Source organism: Sodalis sp. RH20, assembly GCF_047324205.1.
Taxonomy (GTDB): domain Bacteria; phylum Pseudomonadota; class Gammaproteobacteria; order Enterobacterales; family Enterobacteriaceae; genus Acerihabitans.
The window spans coordinates 3,000,566-3,016,203 of record NZ_CP178733.1 but is presented as its reverse complement, the minus strand read 5'-3'; the positions used below and the strand labels follow the sequence as shown (position 1 = coordinate 3,016,203).

The window sequence follows — 15,638 nt, the reverse complement described above, 5'->3', positions numbered from 1 at the left end:
CTATTTAGACTCAGCGCTGGTTAAATGCATGCTTAATGATAAAGATCTCTCCACCTGGCAGACGTTCCGTCGCCTATGGCCGATGATCTCCCCTTTTAAGGCGGGCCTGATAGTCTCTGCCATCGCCCTGATACTGAATGCCGCCAGCGATACCCTGATGCTGTCATTACTCAAGCCGTTGCTGGACGACGGGTTCGGCAAAAGCGACAACAGCATCCTGGTGTGGATGCCGCTGGCCGTTATCGGCCTGATGGTGGTGCGCGGTTCAACCGGTTTTGTTTCCAGTTATTGTGTATCCTGGGTATCCGGCAAAGTCGTGATGCAAATGCGCCGCCGGCTGTTCAGCCATATGATGGGCATGCCCGTGTCCTTTTTCGATCAGCAATCCACCGGTACCCTGCTGTCGCGCATTACCTATGATTCGGAACAGGTGGCCTCCTCGTCATCCAGCGCGCTGATTACCGTTATCCGCGAAACCGCCTCGATTATCGGCCTGTTTATCATGATGTTCTATTACAGCTGGCAACTGTCGCTGATCCTGGTGGTTATCGCCCCCATTGTTTCCATTGCCATCCGCCAGGTGTCGAAACGCTTTCGCAATATCAGCAAAAATATGCAGAACACCATGGGGCAGGTCACCACCAGCGCCGAGCAGATGCTGAAAGGCCATAAGGAAGTATTGATTTTCGGCGGCCAAAAGGTCGAGAACGAACGTTTCAACCATGTCAGCAACCGCATGCGCCAGCAGGGCATGAAAATGGTTTCCGCCTCGTCGGTCTCCGACCCGGTGATCCAGTTTATCGCCTCACTGGCACTGGCGTTTGTCCTGTATGCCGCCAGTTTCCCGAGCGTGATGCAAAACCTGACCGCCGGCACCATTACCGTGGTGTTCTCATCCATGATTGCACTGATGCGCCCGCTGAAATCGCTCACTAACGTTAATTCCCAGTTCCAACGGGGCATGGCCGCTTGCCAGACCCTGTTTGCCATCCTGGATATGGAGCAGGAGAAGGATGAGGGTACGCTGGAGATCGAGCGCGCCGAAGGCCATGTTGAATTCCGCGACGTCACTTTTTATTACCCCGGCAAGGAAACACCCTCCCTTGAACATATCAGCCTAACCATCCCCGCGGGCAAAACGGTGGCGCTGGTCGGGCGTTCCGGATCCGGCAAATCCACCATCGCCAACCTCCTGACGCGGTTTTACGATGTCCAGGAGGGCGCGGTGTTGCTGGACGGACATGACCTGCGGGAATACAAGCTGTCATCGCTGCGCGATCAGGTGGCGCTGGTCTCGCAAAATGTGCATTTATTTAACGATACCATCGCCAATAATATTGCCTATGCCCGCAAGGACCGGTTTTCGCGCGAGGAAATCGAGAATGCGGCCCGCATGGCGTACGCCATGGATTTTATCGCCAAAATGGATAAGGGCCTGGATACGGTCATCGGTGAAAACGGCGTGCTGCTGTCCGGCGGACAGCGGCAGCGCATCGCCATTGCCCGCGCGTTGCTGCGTGATTGCCCGATCCTGATCCTTGACGAGGCCACCTCGGCGCTGGACACCGAATCGGAGCGCGCCATCCAGAAGGCGCTGGACGCGCTGCAAAAAAATCGCACCTCGCTGGTGATTGCCCATCGGCTGTCGACCATCGAAAAAGCCGATGAGATCCTGGTGGTGGAAAACGGCCGTATCGTGGAGCGCGGTTCGCATCAGGACCTGCTGGCGCAGAAGGGCGCGTATGCCCAACTGCACCGGATGCAGTTCGGCAATGATTGATCGCATCTGGTTCGGCGGGTCGAAACTGTATTGGCTGCTGCTGCCGTTATCCTGGCTATACGGCCTGGTCAGCGCGCTGATAAAGCTGGGCTATCGCCTGGGATGGCGTAAAACCTACCGCTTCCCGGTGCCGGTGGTGGTGGTGGGCAACCTGACCGCCGGCGGCAACGGCAAAACACCCGTGGTGTTGTGGCTGGTGGAGCATTTGCAGCGGCGCGGCTGGCGGGTCGGCGTGGTATCCCGCGGCTACGGCGGGCGGGCCGACAGCTACCCGCTGCTGCTGGACGACAATACCACCAGCCGACAGGCGGGGGATGAGCCGGTGTTGATTTTCCAGCGCACCGGCGCCGCGGTGGCGGTGGCGCCTAAGCGCGCGGACGCGGTGGCGGCCTTGTTGGCCGGACGGCCGCTGGATGTGATTATCACCGATGACGGCCTGCAGCATTATGCGCTGGCGCGGGACATCGAATGGGTCGTGGTGGATGGTGTCAGGCGTTTTGGCAACGGCTGGTGGCTGCCGGCGGGCCCCATGCGCGAGCGGGCCGGCCGGCTGAAACGCGTCGACGCCGTGATTGTCAACGGGGGCGAGGCGTTGCCGGGTGAGATTCCCATGCGCCTGGTGCCGGGCGACGCGGTCAATTTGGCCAGCGGTGAAACCCGGCCTGCCGGGCAACTGCGCTCGGTCGTGGCGATGGCGGGCATCGGGCATCCGCCGCGGTTTTTCGCCACCCTGCGCGCCCTTGGCGTGGTCACCGAAGGTGAAATTGCCTTCGGCGATCATCAGGCTTATCGCCTGGAGCAATTGGCGCCGCTGGCCTTGCCGCACCAGACGCTGTTGATGACGGAAAAAGACGCGGTGAAATGCCGCGCTTTCGCCCAGGCCAACTGGTGGTATCTGCCGGTAAGCGCCCAGTTGCCGGAGCGGGACGCGCAGGCGCTGCTGGCGCCTATTGAGCGGGCGATTATCGCCTCGCGGCAAAAGCGCTAGCGTCAATCACGCCGGAACCGGGCGGGCTGATAAGGGGGCGTTTTTTTGGCGGCGAAAAAACAATCGGCCCGGTCATCAGGGATGATCGGGCCGAGAGAGCGATGTTATTTTTTGCTTAGCGGCTAAAATTAGCAAACAAAGCAATTATTTTATTTAATTTTTTCATGGCAGGTTTGTCTCTTAAATGTCTAAAGTGTGATGTAGCTCACAAAAAATATTACGCCGTTCCTGTGCCTGGATCAACCCTATTTTGCAAAAATGTTAATAGCCTGCGTCAATCGTTGTGACGTCAATTACAGCTAATCGCCGTAACCATTCCCGCCCGCCGCCGCATTATGCTATTCTCTGGGCCATCGACGCATCGCAGGGTGTGTATGCTGGAGGAAACATGGATCACCGTTTATTGGAAATCGTGGCGTGCCCGGTATGTAACGGCAAGCTGTATTTTAATAAAGAAAAACAGGAACTCATCTGTAAATCGGATGCCCTGGCCTATCCGGTCCGGGACGGTATACCGGTGTTATTGGAGAGCGAGGCCCGCGCCCTGACATTGGACGAGACAAATCAATGAGTTTCGTGGCTATCATTCCCGCGCGGTTCGCCTCCAGCCGCCTGCCGGGCAAACCCCTGGCGGATATTAACGGCAAGCCGATGGTGGTGCATGTCATGGAGCGCGCGCAGGAATCCGGCGCGGACCGGGTTATCGTGGCGACCGATCACGCCGGCGTGGTGGATGCCGTCCGCCAGGCGGGCGGCGAGGTTTGCATGACCCGCCCCGATCATCACTCCGGTACCGAACGCCTGGCGGAAGTGATCGACCGCTATCAATTTCCCGATGACCAGATCGTCGTCAATGTGCAAGGCGACGAGCCGCTCATCCCGCCGGTCATTATCCGCCAGGTGGCTGATAATCTGGCCCATTGCCAGGCGGGCATGGCCACGCTTGCGGTGCCCATCACCACCGCCGAGGAAGCCTTTAATCCGAACGCGGTCAAAGTGGTGATGGATGCCCAGGGTTTCGCGCTGTATTTTTCCCGCGCCGCCATTCCCTGGGAACGTGAACGCTTCACTGTTTCCCGGGCGACCATCGGCGACACCTTTTTGCGCCATATCGGCATCTATGGCTATCGCGCCGGTTTTATCCGCCGTTATGTGGGCTGGCAACCGAGCCAGCTGGAGCAGATTGAGATGCTCGAGCAACTGCGGGTACTGTGGTATGGCGAAAAGATCCATGTCGCGGTGGCGAAAGAGGTGCCGGGCATCGGCGTCGATACGCCGGAAGAGCTGCTGCGCGTGCGCGAACTGATGCGCCATAACCGCTGATATTCCGCTAAATCTTGATCTGAAACGAAGAAGTTTGCCGGTGAAGCCAGCATGATGGCCCGTGTTTGTTATTCACACGTTTGTCCATTATATAAAGGTTGAGTCTGTCATGGAACAGTTGAAAGCTGAGTTAAGCGCAGTATTGGGGGAATCCCTGAGCCGTCTGGAGCGGATCAGCGAACAACCTTATGCGCATCTTTATGCTATGTATGATAAGGAAGGACATCCGCTTTCATTGCTGGCAAAAAGCTATATCTGCCAAGGCATCGCACAGCAGGAGGCGTACAAGCTTTCCATGCTGGCCCGCGAGGGCGAAGTGCGGTTGCCCACGGTCTACGGGCTGGTGGTAACCCAGCAGGCGCCGTATAAGGAACTGCTGCTGATGGAACGTCTGCGCGGGGTCTCGGCGGAAGCCCCAACCCGTACGCCGCAGCGCTGGGAGCTGCTGAAAGATCAGATTGTCGAAAGCATGCTGGCCTGGCACCGTATCGACAGCCATGGCTACGTCGGCACGGTGGACAGCACGCAGGAAAATACCTGGCCCAACTGGTATGCGCAACGCATCGAAGTGATTTGGTCGACGCTGCTGAAAGTCTCCGCGCCGCTGCTGACCTATGAAGACCGCAACCTGTTGTTCCGCACCCGCCAGAGCCGTGAAAAACTGTTTGCCGATTATCAGGAAAACAGCGTGCTGGTGCACGGCAACCTCACGCTGCGCAGCATGCTCAAGGACCAGCGCACCGATCAACTGCTCGCCATGCTCAATCCCGGCACCATGCTGTGGGCGCCGCGCGAGTACGATTTGTTCCGCCTGTGCGAGGACGGCATGGCGAACGAGCTGCTCTACCATTACCTGAGCAAGGCGCCGGTGTCGGAGGCGTTCCTCTACCGGCGCTGGCTATACGGTATCTGGGAAGCGGCGGCGCGCTATATCCACACCGGGTTGCTCGACCGCGCGGTATTCGACCTGGCCGGTCGCGAACTCGTCCCCTGGCTTGATTAAACGGACGTGCGCCGGCGATAGCGCCCGCCTTGCGCGGCGCTATCGCCCCGGTACGGCGGCATCAATCAGGATGCCGGCGCGTCGCTGTCGCCGGTTATTTTTTGCCAGGCGCGTCCCAGGGTTTCATACCAGGCGCGGTCGGCATGCCCCAGCCATAGGGGCGACGGCAGCACCTTTTCCCACGGGTTTAACGGACTGTCGATCGCCAACTGGTTGGCCGGGGCAGGGATGGGGGTCAGCCCCCGGGCCCGGAAAAACCCCATGGCGCGTGGCATATGGTTGGCAGACGTGACCAGCAAAAACGGCGCCTTGCCCACCAGGGCGGCTACGCTTGCCGCTTCCTGGCGGGTGTCGCGCGGCGCCTCCAGCACGATAATATCTCCCGCCGGCACCCCAAGGCTTTGCGCCACCCTTGCCGCCGTTTCGGCGCTGCTGACGGGATTGCCCGGCGCCGCCGCGCCGGTAAATACCATTTTGGCGCCGGGATGGTCATGATAAAGACGAATTCCTTCGGCCACCCGCGGCAGGCTGTTGTTAATCAGGTTGGAACTGGGCGCCCATAAGGGATTAAAGGTGTAGCCGCCGCCCAGCACCACCACGTAGGCGATACCCGGCTGGCGCCCGTGATAGGTGGGGTATGCCGCCTCCAGCGGCGCCAGCAGGCTATCGGCCACCGGTTGCAGGCTCAGCAGCAATAAAACCGACCAGCCCAGGGTCACCAGACCCTTACCGGTCCGCTGCCAGCGCGTGAACCACAGCAGTAATAGCCCGGCGCCCATGAGCAAAATCAGCAGCGGCAGCGGCAACAATAACCCGCCGACGATTTTTTTAAGGTCAAAAAGCATCGGAAAACGCTCCAATTGGATGAAATGTAGTCAACCAGGCGCAATCCGGCGCCATAAAGATTCATTCTAAGTCAGCCTGTGACAAAATAGTCAATTCACGGCGGGTTTATGGTAAAAACGCCTTTCCCGTCCGTCGTGCCCGGAGCATTGATTATGCAGGACCGCAATTTTGACGATATTGCTGAAAAATTTGCGCGCAATATTTACGGCACCACCAAAGGGCATATCCGCCAGGCGGTGGTCTGGCAGGATTTAGAAGGATTGCTGACGCGGCTGCCCGCCCGCCCGCTGTATATCCTCGATGCCGGCGGCGGCGAGGGCCGTATGGCCTGCCAGCTGGCGGCCCTGGGGCACCGGGTGCTGCTGTGCGATCTGTCGTCCGGCATGATTGAGCGGGCGCGGCAAGCGGCGCAGGAGCGGTCTGTGATGGATCACATGCAATTTGTGCAAAGCGCCGCGCAGGATATCGCGCCCCATTTGGAAAGGCCGGCCGATCTGATATTGTTGCATGCGGTATTGGAATGGGTAAGCGAGCCGCGCGCGTTATTGCAAGGGCTGTATGATTGCCTGGCGCCAGGTGGCGCTCTGTCATTAATGTTTTACAATAAGCACGGTCTGGTCATGCGTAATATGATCCTGGGCAATATTGAATTTGTCGCCGCCGGGATGCCGAAACGAAAAAAACGCTCCCTGATGCCGGACCATCCCTGCGATCCTGAACAGGTGTTCGGCTGGCTGACCGCCATGGGCATGACGCTCAGCGGCAAAAGCGGTGTGCGGGTGTTTCATGACTATCTGCAAAACAAGCAGCAGCAACAGGATGATTTTCCGGCCTTATTGGCGATGGAACAACGGTATTGCCGGCAGGAACCCTTTATCAGCATGGGGCGCTACATCCACGTCATGGCGCATAAACCCTCCCTGAAGGATGAATTATGAGTGAATTTTCCCAGACTGTACCGGAACTGGTCGCCTGGGCCCGGAAAAATGACTTCTCGCTCTCGCTGCCCATCGAGCGGCTGGCGTTTGTGCTGGCCATCGCTACGCTTAACAGCGAACGCATGGACGGTGAAATGAGCGAAGTCGATCTGGTGGACGCCTTTCGTCACGTCAGCCAGGGGTTTGCGCAGACCAACGAAACGGTGGCGGTGCGCGCCAACAACGCCATCAACGATCTGGTGCGCCAACGCCTGCTCAACCGCTTTGTCAGCGAGCTGGCGGACGGCAACGCCATCTATCGCCTCACGCCGCTGGGTATCGGCATCAGCGACTACTATATTCGCCAGCGTGAATTTTCCACGCTGCGGTTATCGGTGCAGCTCTCCATTGTCGCCCAGGAATTGCAGCGGGCGGCCGAGGCGGCGGAAGAGGACGGCGATGAGTTCCACTGGCACCGCAACGTATTTGCCCCGCTGAAGTATTCGGTGGCGGAAATTTTCGACAGCATCGACATGACCCAGCGCATCATGGACGAACAGCAGCAGTCGGTGAAGGACGACATCGCGGCGCTGCTCAACCAGGACTGGCGCGCCGCCATCGCCAGCTGCGAGCAGCTGCTGTCGGAAACCTCCGGTACCCTGCGGGAACTCCAGGATACCCTTGAGGCGGCGGGGGATAAGCTACAGGCCAACCTGCTGCGCATCCAGGACTCGATCCTCGGCCATCAGCATCTGGCCTTTCTCGACAAGCTGGTCTTTGATCTGCAAAACAAGCTGGACCGGATTACCAGTTGGGGACAGCAGGCGATAGATCTGTGGATCGGCTACGATCGCCACGTGCACCGTTTTATCCGCACCGCCATCGATATGGATAAAAACCGGGTCTTCGCCCAGCGGCTGCGCCAGTCGGTACAGAACTATTTCGACCATCCCTGGGCGCTGACCTACGCCAACGCCGACCGTCTGCTGGACATGCGCGACGAGGAACTGGCGCTGCGCAGCGAAGAGGTGACCGGCGAATTGCCGCCGGACATGGAATATGAAGAATTCAACGAGATCCGCGAGCAGCTGACCGCCATGATCGACCAGGCGCTGGCGCAGTACCCGCAGCAGCATCTGCCGCTGGATCTCGGCCAGGTTATGCGTGATTACCTGGCCCGTTTCCCGCGCGCGCGCCATTTCGACGTCGCGCGTATTTTAGTTGATCAGGCAGTACGTCTGGGTGTCGCCGGATCAGACTTTTCCGGATTACCGCCGCAGTGGCAGGCAATCAACGATTACGGTGCTAAGGTACAGGCCCATGTCATCGATAAGTATTGAAGAAACCATGCCGGTCAAGCTGGCAAAAGCCCTGTCGAATCCCCTGTTTCCGGCTCTCGACAGTCTGTTGCGCTCCGGCCGCCATATCGGCGTCGAGGAGTTGGACAACCACGCGTTCCTGATGGATTTCCAGGAGGAGCTCGAGAGCTTTTACCGCCGCTACAATGTGGAACTGGTGCGCGCGCCGGAAGGCTTTTTTTACCTGCGCCCGCGGTCCACCACGCTGATTCCGCGCTCGGTTCTGTCCGAGCTGGATATGATGGTGGGTAAAATCCTGTGTTATCTCTATCTCAGCCCCGAGCGCCTGGCCCATGAAGGGATTTTTACCCAGCAGGAGCTTTACGACGAACTGCTTGGTCTGGCGGACGAAAACAAACTGCTTAAGCTTGTTAACCAGCGTTCCACCGGCTCCGATCTCGACCGGCAGAAGCTGCAGGAAAAGGTGCGCACGTCGCTTAACCGCCTGCGCCGTCTGGGCATGGTGTGGTTTATGGGCAACGACGCCTCGAAATTTCGCATTACCGAGTCGGTGTTTCGCTTCGGCGCCGATGTACGCAGCGGCGATGACGCGCGCGAGGCGCAGCTGCGCATGATCCGCGACGGGGAGGCGATGCCCATTGAACAGGCCTTATCGCTAAATGACGAGCAGGACGACGACAATGGCAATCTTAATGACGGATCGTCGGAAAGCGCCGAGGATGAACTGGCATGATTGAACGTGGTAAATTTCGCTCACTGACATTGGTTAACTGGAACGGTTTTTTCGCCCGTACCTTTGATTTGGACGGGTTGGTGACCACCCTGTCCGGCGGCAACGGCGCGGGCAAGTCCACCACCATGGCGGCTTTTATCACCGCCCTGATCCCGGACCTGACGCTGCTCCATTTCCGTAATACCACCGAAGCCGGCGCCACCAGCGGTTCCCGCGACAAGGGGCTGCACGGCAAGCTGCGCGCCGGCGTCTGCTACGCCGCGCTGGATGTGATCAACTCCCGCCATCAGCGGGTGCTGGTGGGCGTACGGTTGCAGCAAATCGCCGGGCGCGATCGCAAAGTCGATATCAAACCCTTTATGATCCAGGGGCTGCCGGTCGCGGTTATGCCTACGGAAATCCTGACCCAGGCGGTAGGGGATCGCCAGGCGCGGGTCTTGAGCCTGCAGGAACTCAAGGAGCGGGTGGAGGAAACCGAAGGCGTACAGTTCAAGGTGTTCAATTCCATTACCGACTATCACGCCCAAATGTTTGATTTAGGCGTTATTCCGCGCCGTCTGCGCTCGGCCGCCGATCGCAGCAAATATTACCGCCTGATTGAAGCCTCGCTGTACGGCGGTATCTCCAGCGCCATCACCCGCTCGCTGCGCGACTATCTGTTGCCGGAGAACGGCGGGGTGCGCAAAGCGTTCCAGGATATGGAAGCGGCGCTGCGCGAAAACCGCATGACGCTTGAAGCGATACGCGTTACCCAGTCCGATCGCGACCTGTTTAAGCACCTGATTTCGGAAGCCACATCCTACGTGGCGGCCGACTACATGCGTCATGCCAACGAGCGGCGCATCCATCTTGACCAGGCGCTGAGCCTGCGGCGCGATCTGCTCGGCAGCCGCAAATCGCTGGCAGTGGAACAATACCGCCATGTGGACATGGCGCGCGAACTGGAAGAAACCACCGGCAGCGAATCGGATCTGGAAACCGACTACCAGGCGGCCAGCGACCATTTAAACCTGGTGCAGACCGCCATGCGCCAGCAGGATAAAATCAGCCGCTATCGTGATGATATCGACGAGCTGACCTTCCGGCTGGAAGAGCAAAACGAGGTGGTGGCCGAGGCCCAGGACCTGCATCAGGACCATGAGGCGCGCGCTGAGGCCGCCGAACTGGAAGTCGATGAGCTGAAAAGCCAGCTGGCGGATTACCAGCAGGCGCTGGACGTGCAGCAAACGCGCGCCATCCAGTATCAACAGGCGTTGCAGGCGCTGGACCGCGCCCGCGAACTTTGCGGCCTGCCCGGACTTAGCGCCGTGGACGCCGAGCGGGAGCTTGACGTCTTCCAGGCGCGGGAGCAGGAAGCCACCGACGTTCTGCTCGGGCTGGAACAAAAACTGAGCGTGGCCCAGGCGGCGCACGGCCAGTTCGAACATGCCTTTAAACTGGTGACGCAAATCGCCGGGCAGGTGGCGAGGAGCGAAGCCTGGCAAACCGCCCGCGAGCTGCTGCGCGATGCGGCGTCGCTCACGCATCAGGCCGAGCGGCTGCAGCCGTTGCGCAGCCAGCTTGATGAACTGGAGCAGCGTCTGCGTGAGCAGCAGGAAGCCCAGCGCCTGCTGACGGAATTCGGTAAACGTATCGGCGCCGATTACCAGCCGGACGAGCTGGACGCGGCGCAGCAGGAGCTGGAAGCGCGGGTGGAAACCCTGTCGCTCAGCGTATCCGAGGCGGGGGAGCGGCGTATGGCATTACGCCAGGAGCTCGATCAGATCCTGCAGCGACTGCAACTGCTGACGCAACGCGCGCCGGCATGGCTGGCGGCGCAGGATGCGTTGACCGCGCTTGAGGAACAGAGCGGCGAGCAGCTTGAGAACGGCTCGCACGTCACCGAATATATGCAGCAACTGCTGGAACGCGAGCGCGAAACCACCGTGGAGCGCGACGAGGTGGCGGGGCGCAAACGCGAGCTTGAAGATCAGATCGAGCGGCTAAGCCATCCGGGGGGCGGCGAGGATCCGCGTCTGGCCACCCTGGCGGAGCGTTTTGGCGGCGTGCTGTTATCGGAAATCTATGATGATGTCACCTTTGACGACGCGCCTTATTTCTCCGCGCTGTATGGACCCTCGCGCCACGCTATCGTGGTTCCCGACCTGTCGCGCATCCGCGATCAGCTTGACGGCCTGGACGAATGTCCCGACGATCTCTACCTGATCGAGGGTGACCCGCAGTCGTTCGACGATAGCGTATTCGGTATCGAGGAGCTGGAAAGGGCGGTCCTGGTGAAGGTGGCCGATCGCCAGTGGCGGTATTCCCGTTTTCCGGCGGTGCCGCTGTTCGGCCGGGCGGCGCGCGAGAAACGCCTGGAAATCCTTAACGAAGAGCGCGACGCGCTGGCGGAACGGTACGCCACCCTGTCGTTTGACGTGCAGAAAATCCAGCGTTTGCACCAGGCGTTCGGTCGTTTTGTCGGCACCCATCTGGCGGTGGCGTTTGAAGACGATCCCGAGGCCGAGATCCGCCGCCTGGGTGGCCGGCGCGGCGAGCTGGAACGCCTGCTCAGCGATCATGAGGGCCAGAACCAGCAGCAGCGCCAGCAATATGAACAGGCGCGCGAGGGGCTTGGCCTGTTGAACCGACTGATCCCGCGCATCAGCCTGCTGGGCGACGAGACGCTGGCCGATCGTCTCGACACCGTGCGCGAAGAGTGGGAAGACGCCCAGGACGCGGTGCGTTATTTGCAGCGCCACCGCGATGCGCTGGATCAGCTGGAGCCGCTGCTTGCGGTATTGCAAAGCGACCCCGAGCAGCACGAGCAGCTGCAGGCGGATTACCAGCAGGCGCAGCAGGCGCAGCGCCAGGCTAAGCAGCAGGCGTTCGCCCTGACCGAGGTGGTGCAGCGCCGCGCCCATTTCAGCTATTCCGATTCCGCCGGCATGCTGACGGAAAACTCGGATCTGAACGACAAGCTGCGCCAGCGCCTGGAGCAGGCGGAGGCCGAGCGCAGCCGGGCGCGCGACGCCTTGCGCCAGCATCAGGCGCAGTTGACCCAGCTAAACCAGGTGCTGGCCTCGCTGAAAAGCGCCTACGACGCCAAACGGGATATGTTTGCCGAGCTGACGCAGGAACTGCAGGATATCGGCGTACAGGCCGATGCCAGCGCCGAAGCCCGCGCCAAGGAGCGCCGCGATCAATTGCACGCCGCCCTGAGCCAGAACCGCAGCCGGCGCAACCAGTTGGAGAAACAGCTGACCTTCTGTGAAACGGAGATGGACGCCCTGCGCAAAAAACTGACCAAGCTGGAGCGCGATTATCATCAGATGCGCGAGCAGGTGGTGACCGCCAAGGCCGGTTGGTGCGCGGTTATGCGCCTGGTGCGGGATAACGGCGTCGAACGCCGGCTGCACCGGCGCGAACTGGCCTACCTGGAGGCGGAAGAACTGCGCTCCATGTCCGACAAGGCGTTGGGCGCCCTGCGCCTGGCGGTGGCGGATAACGAGCATCTGCGCGATGTGCTGCGGCTGTCGGAAGATCCCAAACGGCCGGAGCGGAAAATCCAGTTTTTTATCGCGGTTTACCAGCATCTGCGCGAACGTATCCGCCAGGATATCATCCGTACCGACGATCCGGTCGACGCCATTGAACAAATGGAAATTGAACTGAGCCGGTTGACCGAGGAATTGACGGCCCGCGAACAGAAACTGGCCATCAGTTCCAAGAGCGTATCGAACATTATTCGCAAAACCATCCAGCGCGAGCAGAACCGCATCCGCATGCTCAACCAGGGATTGCAGGCGGTCAGCTTCGGCCAGGTGAAGAGCGTGCGGCTGAATGTGAACGTGCGCGAAGCCCACGCCACGCTGCTTGATGTGCTGAGCGAGCAGCAGGAGCAGCATCAGGATTTGTTCAGCAGCAACCGGCTGACTTTCTCCGAGGCGCTGGCGAAGTTGTATCAGCGTTTGAATCCGCATATCGATATGGGACAGCGCACGCCGCAGACCATCGGCGAGGAATTGCTGGACTACCGCAACTATCTGGAAATGGAAGTGGAGGTCAACCGCGGCGCCGACGGCTGGCTGCGCGCGGAGAGCGGGGCGCTGTCCACCGGCGAGGCCATCGGTACCGGTATGTCGATCCTGGTGATGGTGGTGCAGAGTTGGGAAGAAGAGTCCAGCCGCCTGCGCGGTAAGGATATTTCCCCCTGCCGCCTGTTATTCCTTGATGAGGCGGCGCGTCTTGACGCCAAATCCATCGCCACGCTGTTTGAGCTGTGCGACCGGTTGCAGATGCAGCTGATTATCGCCGCGCCGGAAAATATCAGCCCGGAAAAAGGCACCACGTATAAACTGGTACGTAAGGTATTCAATAATCAGGAACATGTGCATGTGGTGGGCTTGCGTGGGTTTGGCGGGGATATTCCGCCGGTGCCGGCGGTCGTTGCGGCGCAGGAAACCTCCTGAGGTGCTGGCCAGCTCTCCCTGTAACACGCCTGCTTTAAGTTCAGCGTTAGCGGGCCTACCGTGCCATGGGGCGCTCGGTCGGGCGGGAAAAGCACGCCCGATTCGACCCCATTGGCACGCTCTCCCTGTAACACGCCTGCTTTAAGTTCAGCGTTAGCGGGCCTGGCCTGCCATGGGCCGCCCGGTCGGGCGGGAAAAGCACGCCCGATTCGACCCCAACGGCATGCCCTCCCGTGACCATGCCGGGTTTAGCGCGGTTTTTTATGCCGCGCCGGGGTAAACAGGCGCACCGGAGAAACGATTACACATTAAGCCGCATACAGACAGCGCAGAGTTGGCTTTCTGCTTATATACTAAGGTAAAGTTGAGTGTAAATAATAAGACGATAATAATTAACAATTCTGCATACAGGGGACATGGGATGTTACTCACCAATTATGTGTTATGGCGACGTGGGCTTCTCGCTTGCCTGCTGGCATCAAGCCTGATCCCGCTGGCCGTCCGCGCTCAGGTGGCCACCGCCCCCATCATGCCGGATACCAAGACGTTGGGCCACAGTCCGTCCGCATTGGCGGCGGTGCTGCCCGCCGGCGTCAAGCCCTATTATTCCGCTGAGCTTAACGCGCTTTATGCCGCCCGGCATAACCAGCCCATGTGGCAGGATCGCGATGCCATCCAGCAATTCCAGCAGCAACTGGCCGAACTGGCGCTATCCGGCGTCCAGCCGCAATTTATCTCCTGGGCGCAATGGCTGACCAATCCCGATATCAGTCCTATGGCGCGCGACGTCATCTTGTCCGACGCCATGCTCGGCTACCTGCAATTTGTCACCGGGGTGGAGCAAAACGGCGAGGTCTGGCTTTACAACAACAAGCCGTATCGCCTGGCGCCGCCGCCGGTACTGGCGGTCGAGCACTGGCAGCACGCGATTAAAGACGGCGGCATCACGCGCTTTATAGCCGGCCTGGCGCCGCAGCACCCGCAATATCCCAAGATGCACCAAGCGTTGAAAACCATGCTGACGGATAATCATCCCTGGCCCCAGCTCAATGGCAATGAAAGCCTGCGCCCCGGGCAGCTAAGCGATGATATCCCGGCGCTGCGCGAAATCCTGCACCGTAGCGGCATGATATTGCCGGCGTCGGCCACCCCGCTGCCCACCGCCGATAATATGCCGGCGGATGTGCGCACCACCCCTCCGGTGACGGATGGGCAGCAGTCGGTGGTGGTCAGCCCGGCGGCCGATTCCCTGGCGCCGTCCGCTTCGACGTCCGATCCGGCCGTGGTGGCGACGGTCGACCCGCAGGATAAGGCCTATACTCCCGATCTGGTGGAGGCGGTAAAACGCTTCCAGAGCTGGCAAGGGCTGACGGCCGACGGCGTTATCGGCCGCCAGACACGGGATTGGCTGAACGTGTCGCCGCAAACGCGGGTGACGCTGCTGGCATTGAACATACAGCGCCTGCGGCTGTTGAATAACCGTATCAATACCGGTATCCAGGTTAATATCCCCAATTTTTCGCTGGTGTATTATCAGCAGGGCGCCCAGGTGCTTTCATCGCGGGTGATTGTCGGCCGGCCAAGCCGCAAAACCCCGCTGATGCGCAGCGCGCTCAGCAGCGTGGTGCTGAACCCGCCCTGGAATGTCCCCACCTCGCTGGTGCGGCAGGATATCGTCCCCAAGGCGATGCGCGATCCCGGTTACCTGCAGCGCAACGGTTTTACCGTTCTGTCGGGCTGGAGCAGCGACGCCGAGGCCATCGATCCCGGCACCCTGGACTGGGGCATGATTTCCCCTGCCCATTTCCCGTTCCGGCTGCGCCAGAATCCGGGCGCCAACAACGCGCTGGGGCGGTATAAGTTTAATATGCCCAGTTCGGACGCCATCTATCTGCACGATACGCCCAACCATAATCTGTTCCTTAGCGATATGCGCGCGCTCAGCTCGGGCTGCGTGCGGGTCAACAAGGCGTCCGACCTGGCCAATATGCTGCTGCAGGACGCCGGCTGGGGCGATACGCGGGTCAGCGCCACGCTCAAGGAAGGCAATACCACCTATGTGCCGATACGCCACCAAATTCCAGTGAATCTGTTTTATCTTACCGCCTGGGTGGCTGATGACGGCAAACCACAATTTCGTACAGATATTTACAATTATGATTCCGCGATAAAAGTAGGGGCCAAAAGCCTGGCCAATGCGCAGCGGCTGCTGCAATAACCTGCTGAACGAATGAGAATTATTTACGGCCGGAGCGATAACGCGCCGGCCGCCTATTCT

11 protein-coding genes are annotated in these 15,638 nt (G+C 60.0%); 10 read left to right on the top strand and 1 reads right to left on the bottom strand.

Translation table 11 applies throughout. From position 1 onward, the window contains the following. Positions 1-28: 28 nt before the first annotated feature. The 5 genes from msbA (at position 29) to ACL2XM_RS13930 (ending at position 5,094) form a co-directional block, all read left to right on the top strand. A complete protein-coding gene (gene msbA, locus ACL2XM_RS13950) occupies positions 29-1,780 on the top strand; it encodes a lipid A ABC transporter ATP-binding protein/permease MsbA (protein WP_410015900.1) in 1,752 nt (583 codons plus the stop codon). Continuing rightward, positions 1,773-2,768, top strand: a complete 996-nt coding sequence (gene lpxK, locus ACL2XM_RS13945; protein WP_413728738.1) for a tetraacyldisaccharide 4'-kinase — start codon at positions 1,773-1,775, stop codon at positions 2,766-2,768. Before msbA ends, lpxK begins: the two co-directional genes overlap by 8 nt. 388 nt (positions 2,769-3,156) lie before the next feature. After that, positions 3,157-3,339 carry a Trm112 family protein gene (locus ACL2XM_RS13940; protein WP_162365646.1) on the top strand — a complete coding sequence of 61 codons (183 nt, stop codon included), beginning with the start codon at positions 3,157-3,159 and terminating at the stop codon, positions 3,337-3,339. After that, on the top strand, positions 3,336-4,091 hold the full coding sequence (gene kdsB, locus ACL2XM_RS13935; RefSeq protein ID WP_410015898.1) for a 3-deoxy-manno-octulosonate cytidylyltransferase: 756 nt from the start codon (positions 3,336-3,338) through the stop codon (positions 4,089-4,091). Before ACL2XM_RS13940 ends, kdsB begins: the two co-directional genes overlap by 4 nt. A gap of 109 nt (positions 4,092-4,200) precedes the next feature. Beyond that, the gene (locus ACL2XM_RS13930) at positions 4,201-5,094 is read left to right on the top strand and encodes a YcbJ family phosphotransferase (RefSeq protein WP_410015897.1); all 894 of its coding nucleotides are present in this window, start codon (positions 4,201-4,203) and stop codon (positions 5,092-5,094) included. Positions 5,095-5,159: 65 nt separating this feature from the next. Here ACL2XM_RS13930 and elyC read toward each other — a convergent pair whose 3' ends face one another. Then, positions 5,160-5,939 carry an envelope biogenesis factor ElyC gene (gene elyC / locus ACL2XM_RS13925; protein ID WP_413731108.1) on the bottom strand — a complete coding sequence of 260 codons (780 nt, stop codon included), beginning with the start codon at positions 5,937-5,939 and terminating at the stop codon, positions 5,160-5,162. Positions 5,940-6,092: 153 nt separating this feature from the next. Here elyC and cmoM point away from each other — a divergent pair, with 153 nt between their 5' ends. The 5 genes from cmoM to ldtD all read left to right on the top strand — a co-directional run bounded on the left by cmoM (position 6,093) and on the right by ldtD (position 15,578). Next, positions 6,093-6,878, top strand: coding sequence for a tRNA uridine 5-oxyacetic acid(34) methyltransferase CmoM (gene cmoM / locus ACL2XM_RS13920; protein ID WP_410015895.1), 786 nt, complete (start codon positions 6,093-6,095; stop codon positions 6,876-6,878). Beyond that, positions 6,875-8,197, top strand: coding sequence for a chromosome partition protein MukF (gene mukF, locus ACL2XM_RS13915; RefSeq protein ID WP_413722390.1), 1,323 nt, complete (start codon positions 6,875-6,877; stop codon positions 8,195-8,197). The genes cmoM and mukF overlap by 4 nt, the downstream gene beginning before the upstream one ends. After that, the gene (gene mukE, locus ACL2XM_RS13910) at positions 8,178-8,909 is read left to right on the top strand and encodes a chromosome partition protein MukE (RefSeq protein WP_410015893.1); all 732 of its coding nucleotides are present in this window, start codon (positions 8,178-8,180) and stop codon (positions 8,907-8,909) included. Before mukF ends, mukE begins: the two co-directional genes overlap by 20 nt. Further along, positions 8,906-13,360 (top strand): chromosome partition protein MukB, encoded by a 4,455-nt coding sequence (gene mukB / locus ACL2XM_RS13905; RefSeq protein ID WP_413731105.1) that lies wholly within the window; start codon positions 8,906-8,908, stop codon positions 13,358-13,360. The genes mukE and mukB overlap by 4 nt, the downstream gene beginning before the upstream one ends. A gap of 421 nt (positions 13,361-13,781) precedes the next feature. Then, the gene (ldtD, locus tag ACL2XM_RS13900; RefSeq protein ID WP_413728733.1) at positions 13,782-15,578 is read left to right on the top strand and encodes a L,D-transpeptidase; all 1,797 of its coding nucleotides are present in this window, start codon (positions 13,782-13,784) and stop codon (positions 15,576-15,578) included. Positions 15,579-15,638 lie beyond the last annotated feature (60 nt).

Excerpts from the sequence above, each read along its gene's own strand:
- msbA (WP_410015900.1), top strand. The coding sequence starts at position 29 with ATGCTTAATGATAAAGATCTCTCCACCTGGCAGACGTTCCGTCGCCTA.
- lpxK (WP_413728738.1), top strand. The coding sequence starts at position 1,773 with ATGATTGATCGCATCTGGTTCGGCGGGTCGAAACTGTATTGGCTGCTG.
- ACL2XM_RS13940 (WP_162365646.1), top strand. The coding sequence starts at position 3,157 with ATGGATCACCGTTTATTGGAAATCGTGGCGTGCCCGGTATGTAACGGC.
- kdsB (WP_410015898.1), top strand. The coding sequence starts at position 3,336 with ATGAGTTTCGTGGCTATCATTCCCGCGCGGTTCGCCTCCAGCCGCCTG.
- ACL2XM_RS13930 (WP_410015897.1), top strand. The coding sequence starts at position 4,201 with ATGGAACAGTTGAAAGCTGAGTTAAGCGCAGTATTGGGGGAATCCCTG.
- elyC (WP_413731108.1), bottom strand. The coding sequence starts at position 5,939 with ATGCTTTTTGACCTTAAAAAAATCGTCGGCGGGTTATTGTTGCCGCTG.
- cmoM (WP_410015895.1), top strand. The coding sequence starts at position 6,093 with ATGCAGGACCGCAATTTTGACGATATTGCTGAAAAATTTGCGCGCAAT.
- mukF (WP_413722390.1), top strand. The coding sequence starts at position 6,875 with ATGAGTGAATTTTCCCAGACTGTACCGGAACTGGTCGCCTGGGCCCGG.
- mukE (WP_410015893.1), top strand. The coding sequence starts at position 8,178 with ATGTCATCGATAAGTATTGAAGAAACCATGCCGGTCAAGCTGGCAAAA.
- mukB (WP_413731105.1), top strand. The coding sequence starts at position 8,906 with ATGATTGAACGTGGTAAATTTCGCTCACTGACATTGGTTAACTGGAAC.
- ldtD (WP_413728733.1), top strand. The coding sequence starts at position 13,782 with ATGTTACTCACCAATTATGTGTTATGGCGACGTGGGCTTCTCGCTTGC.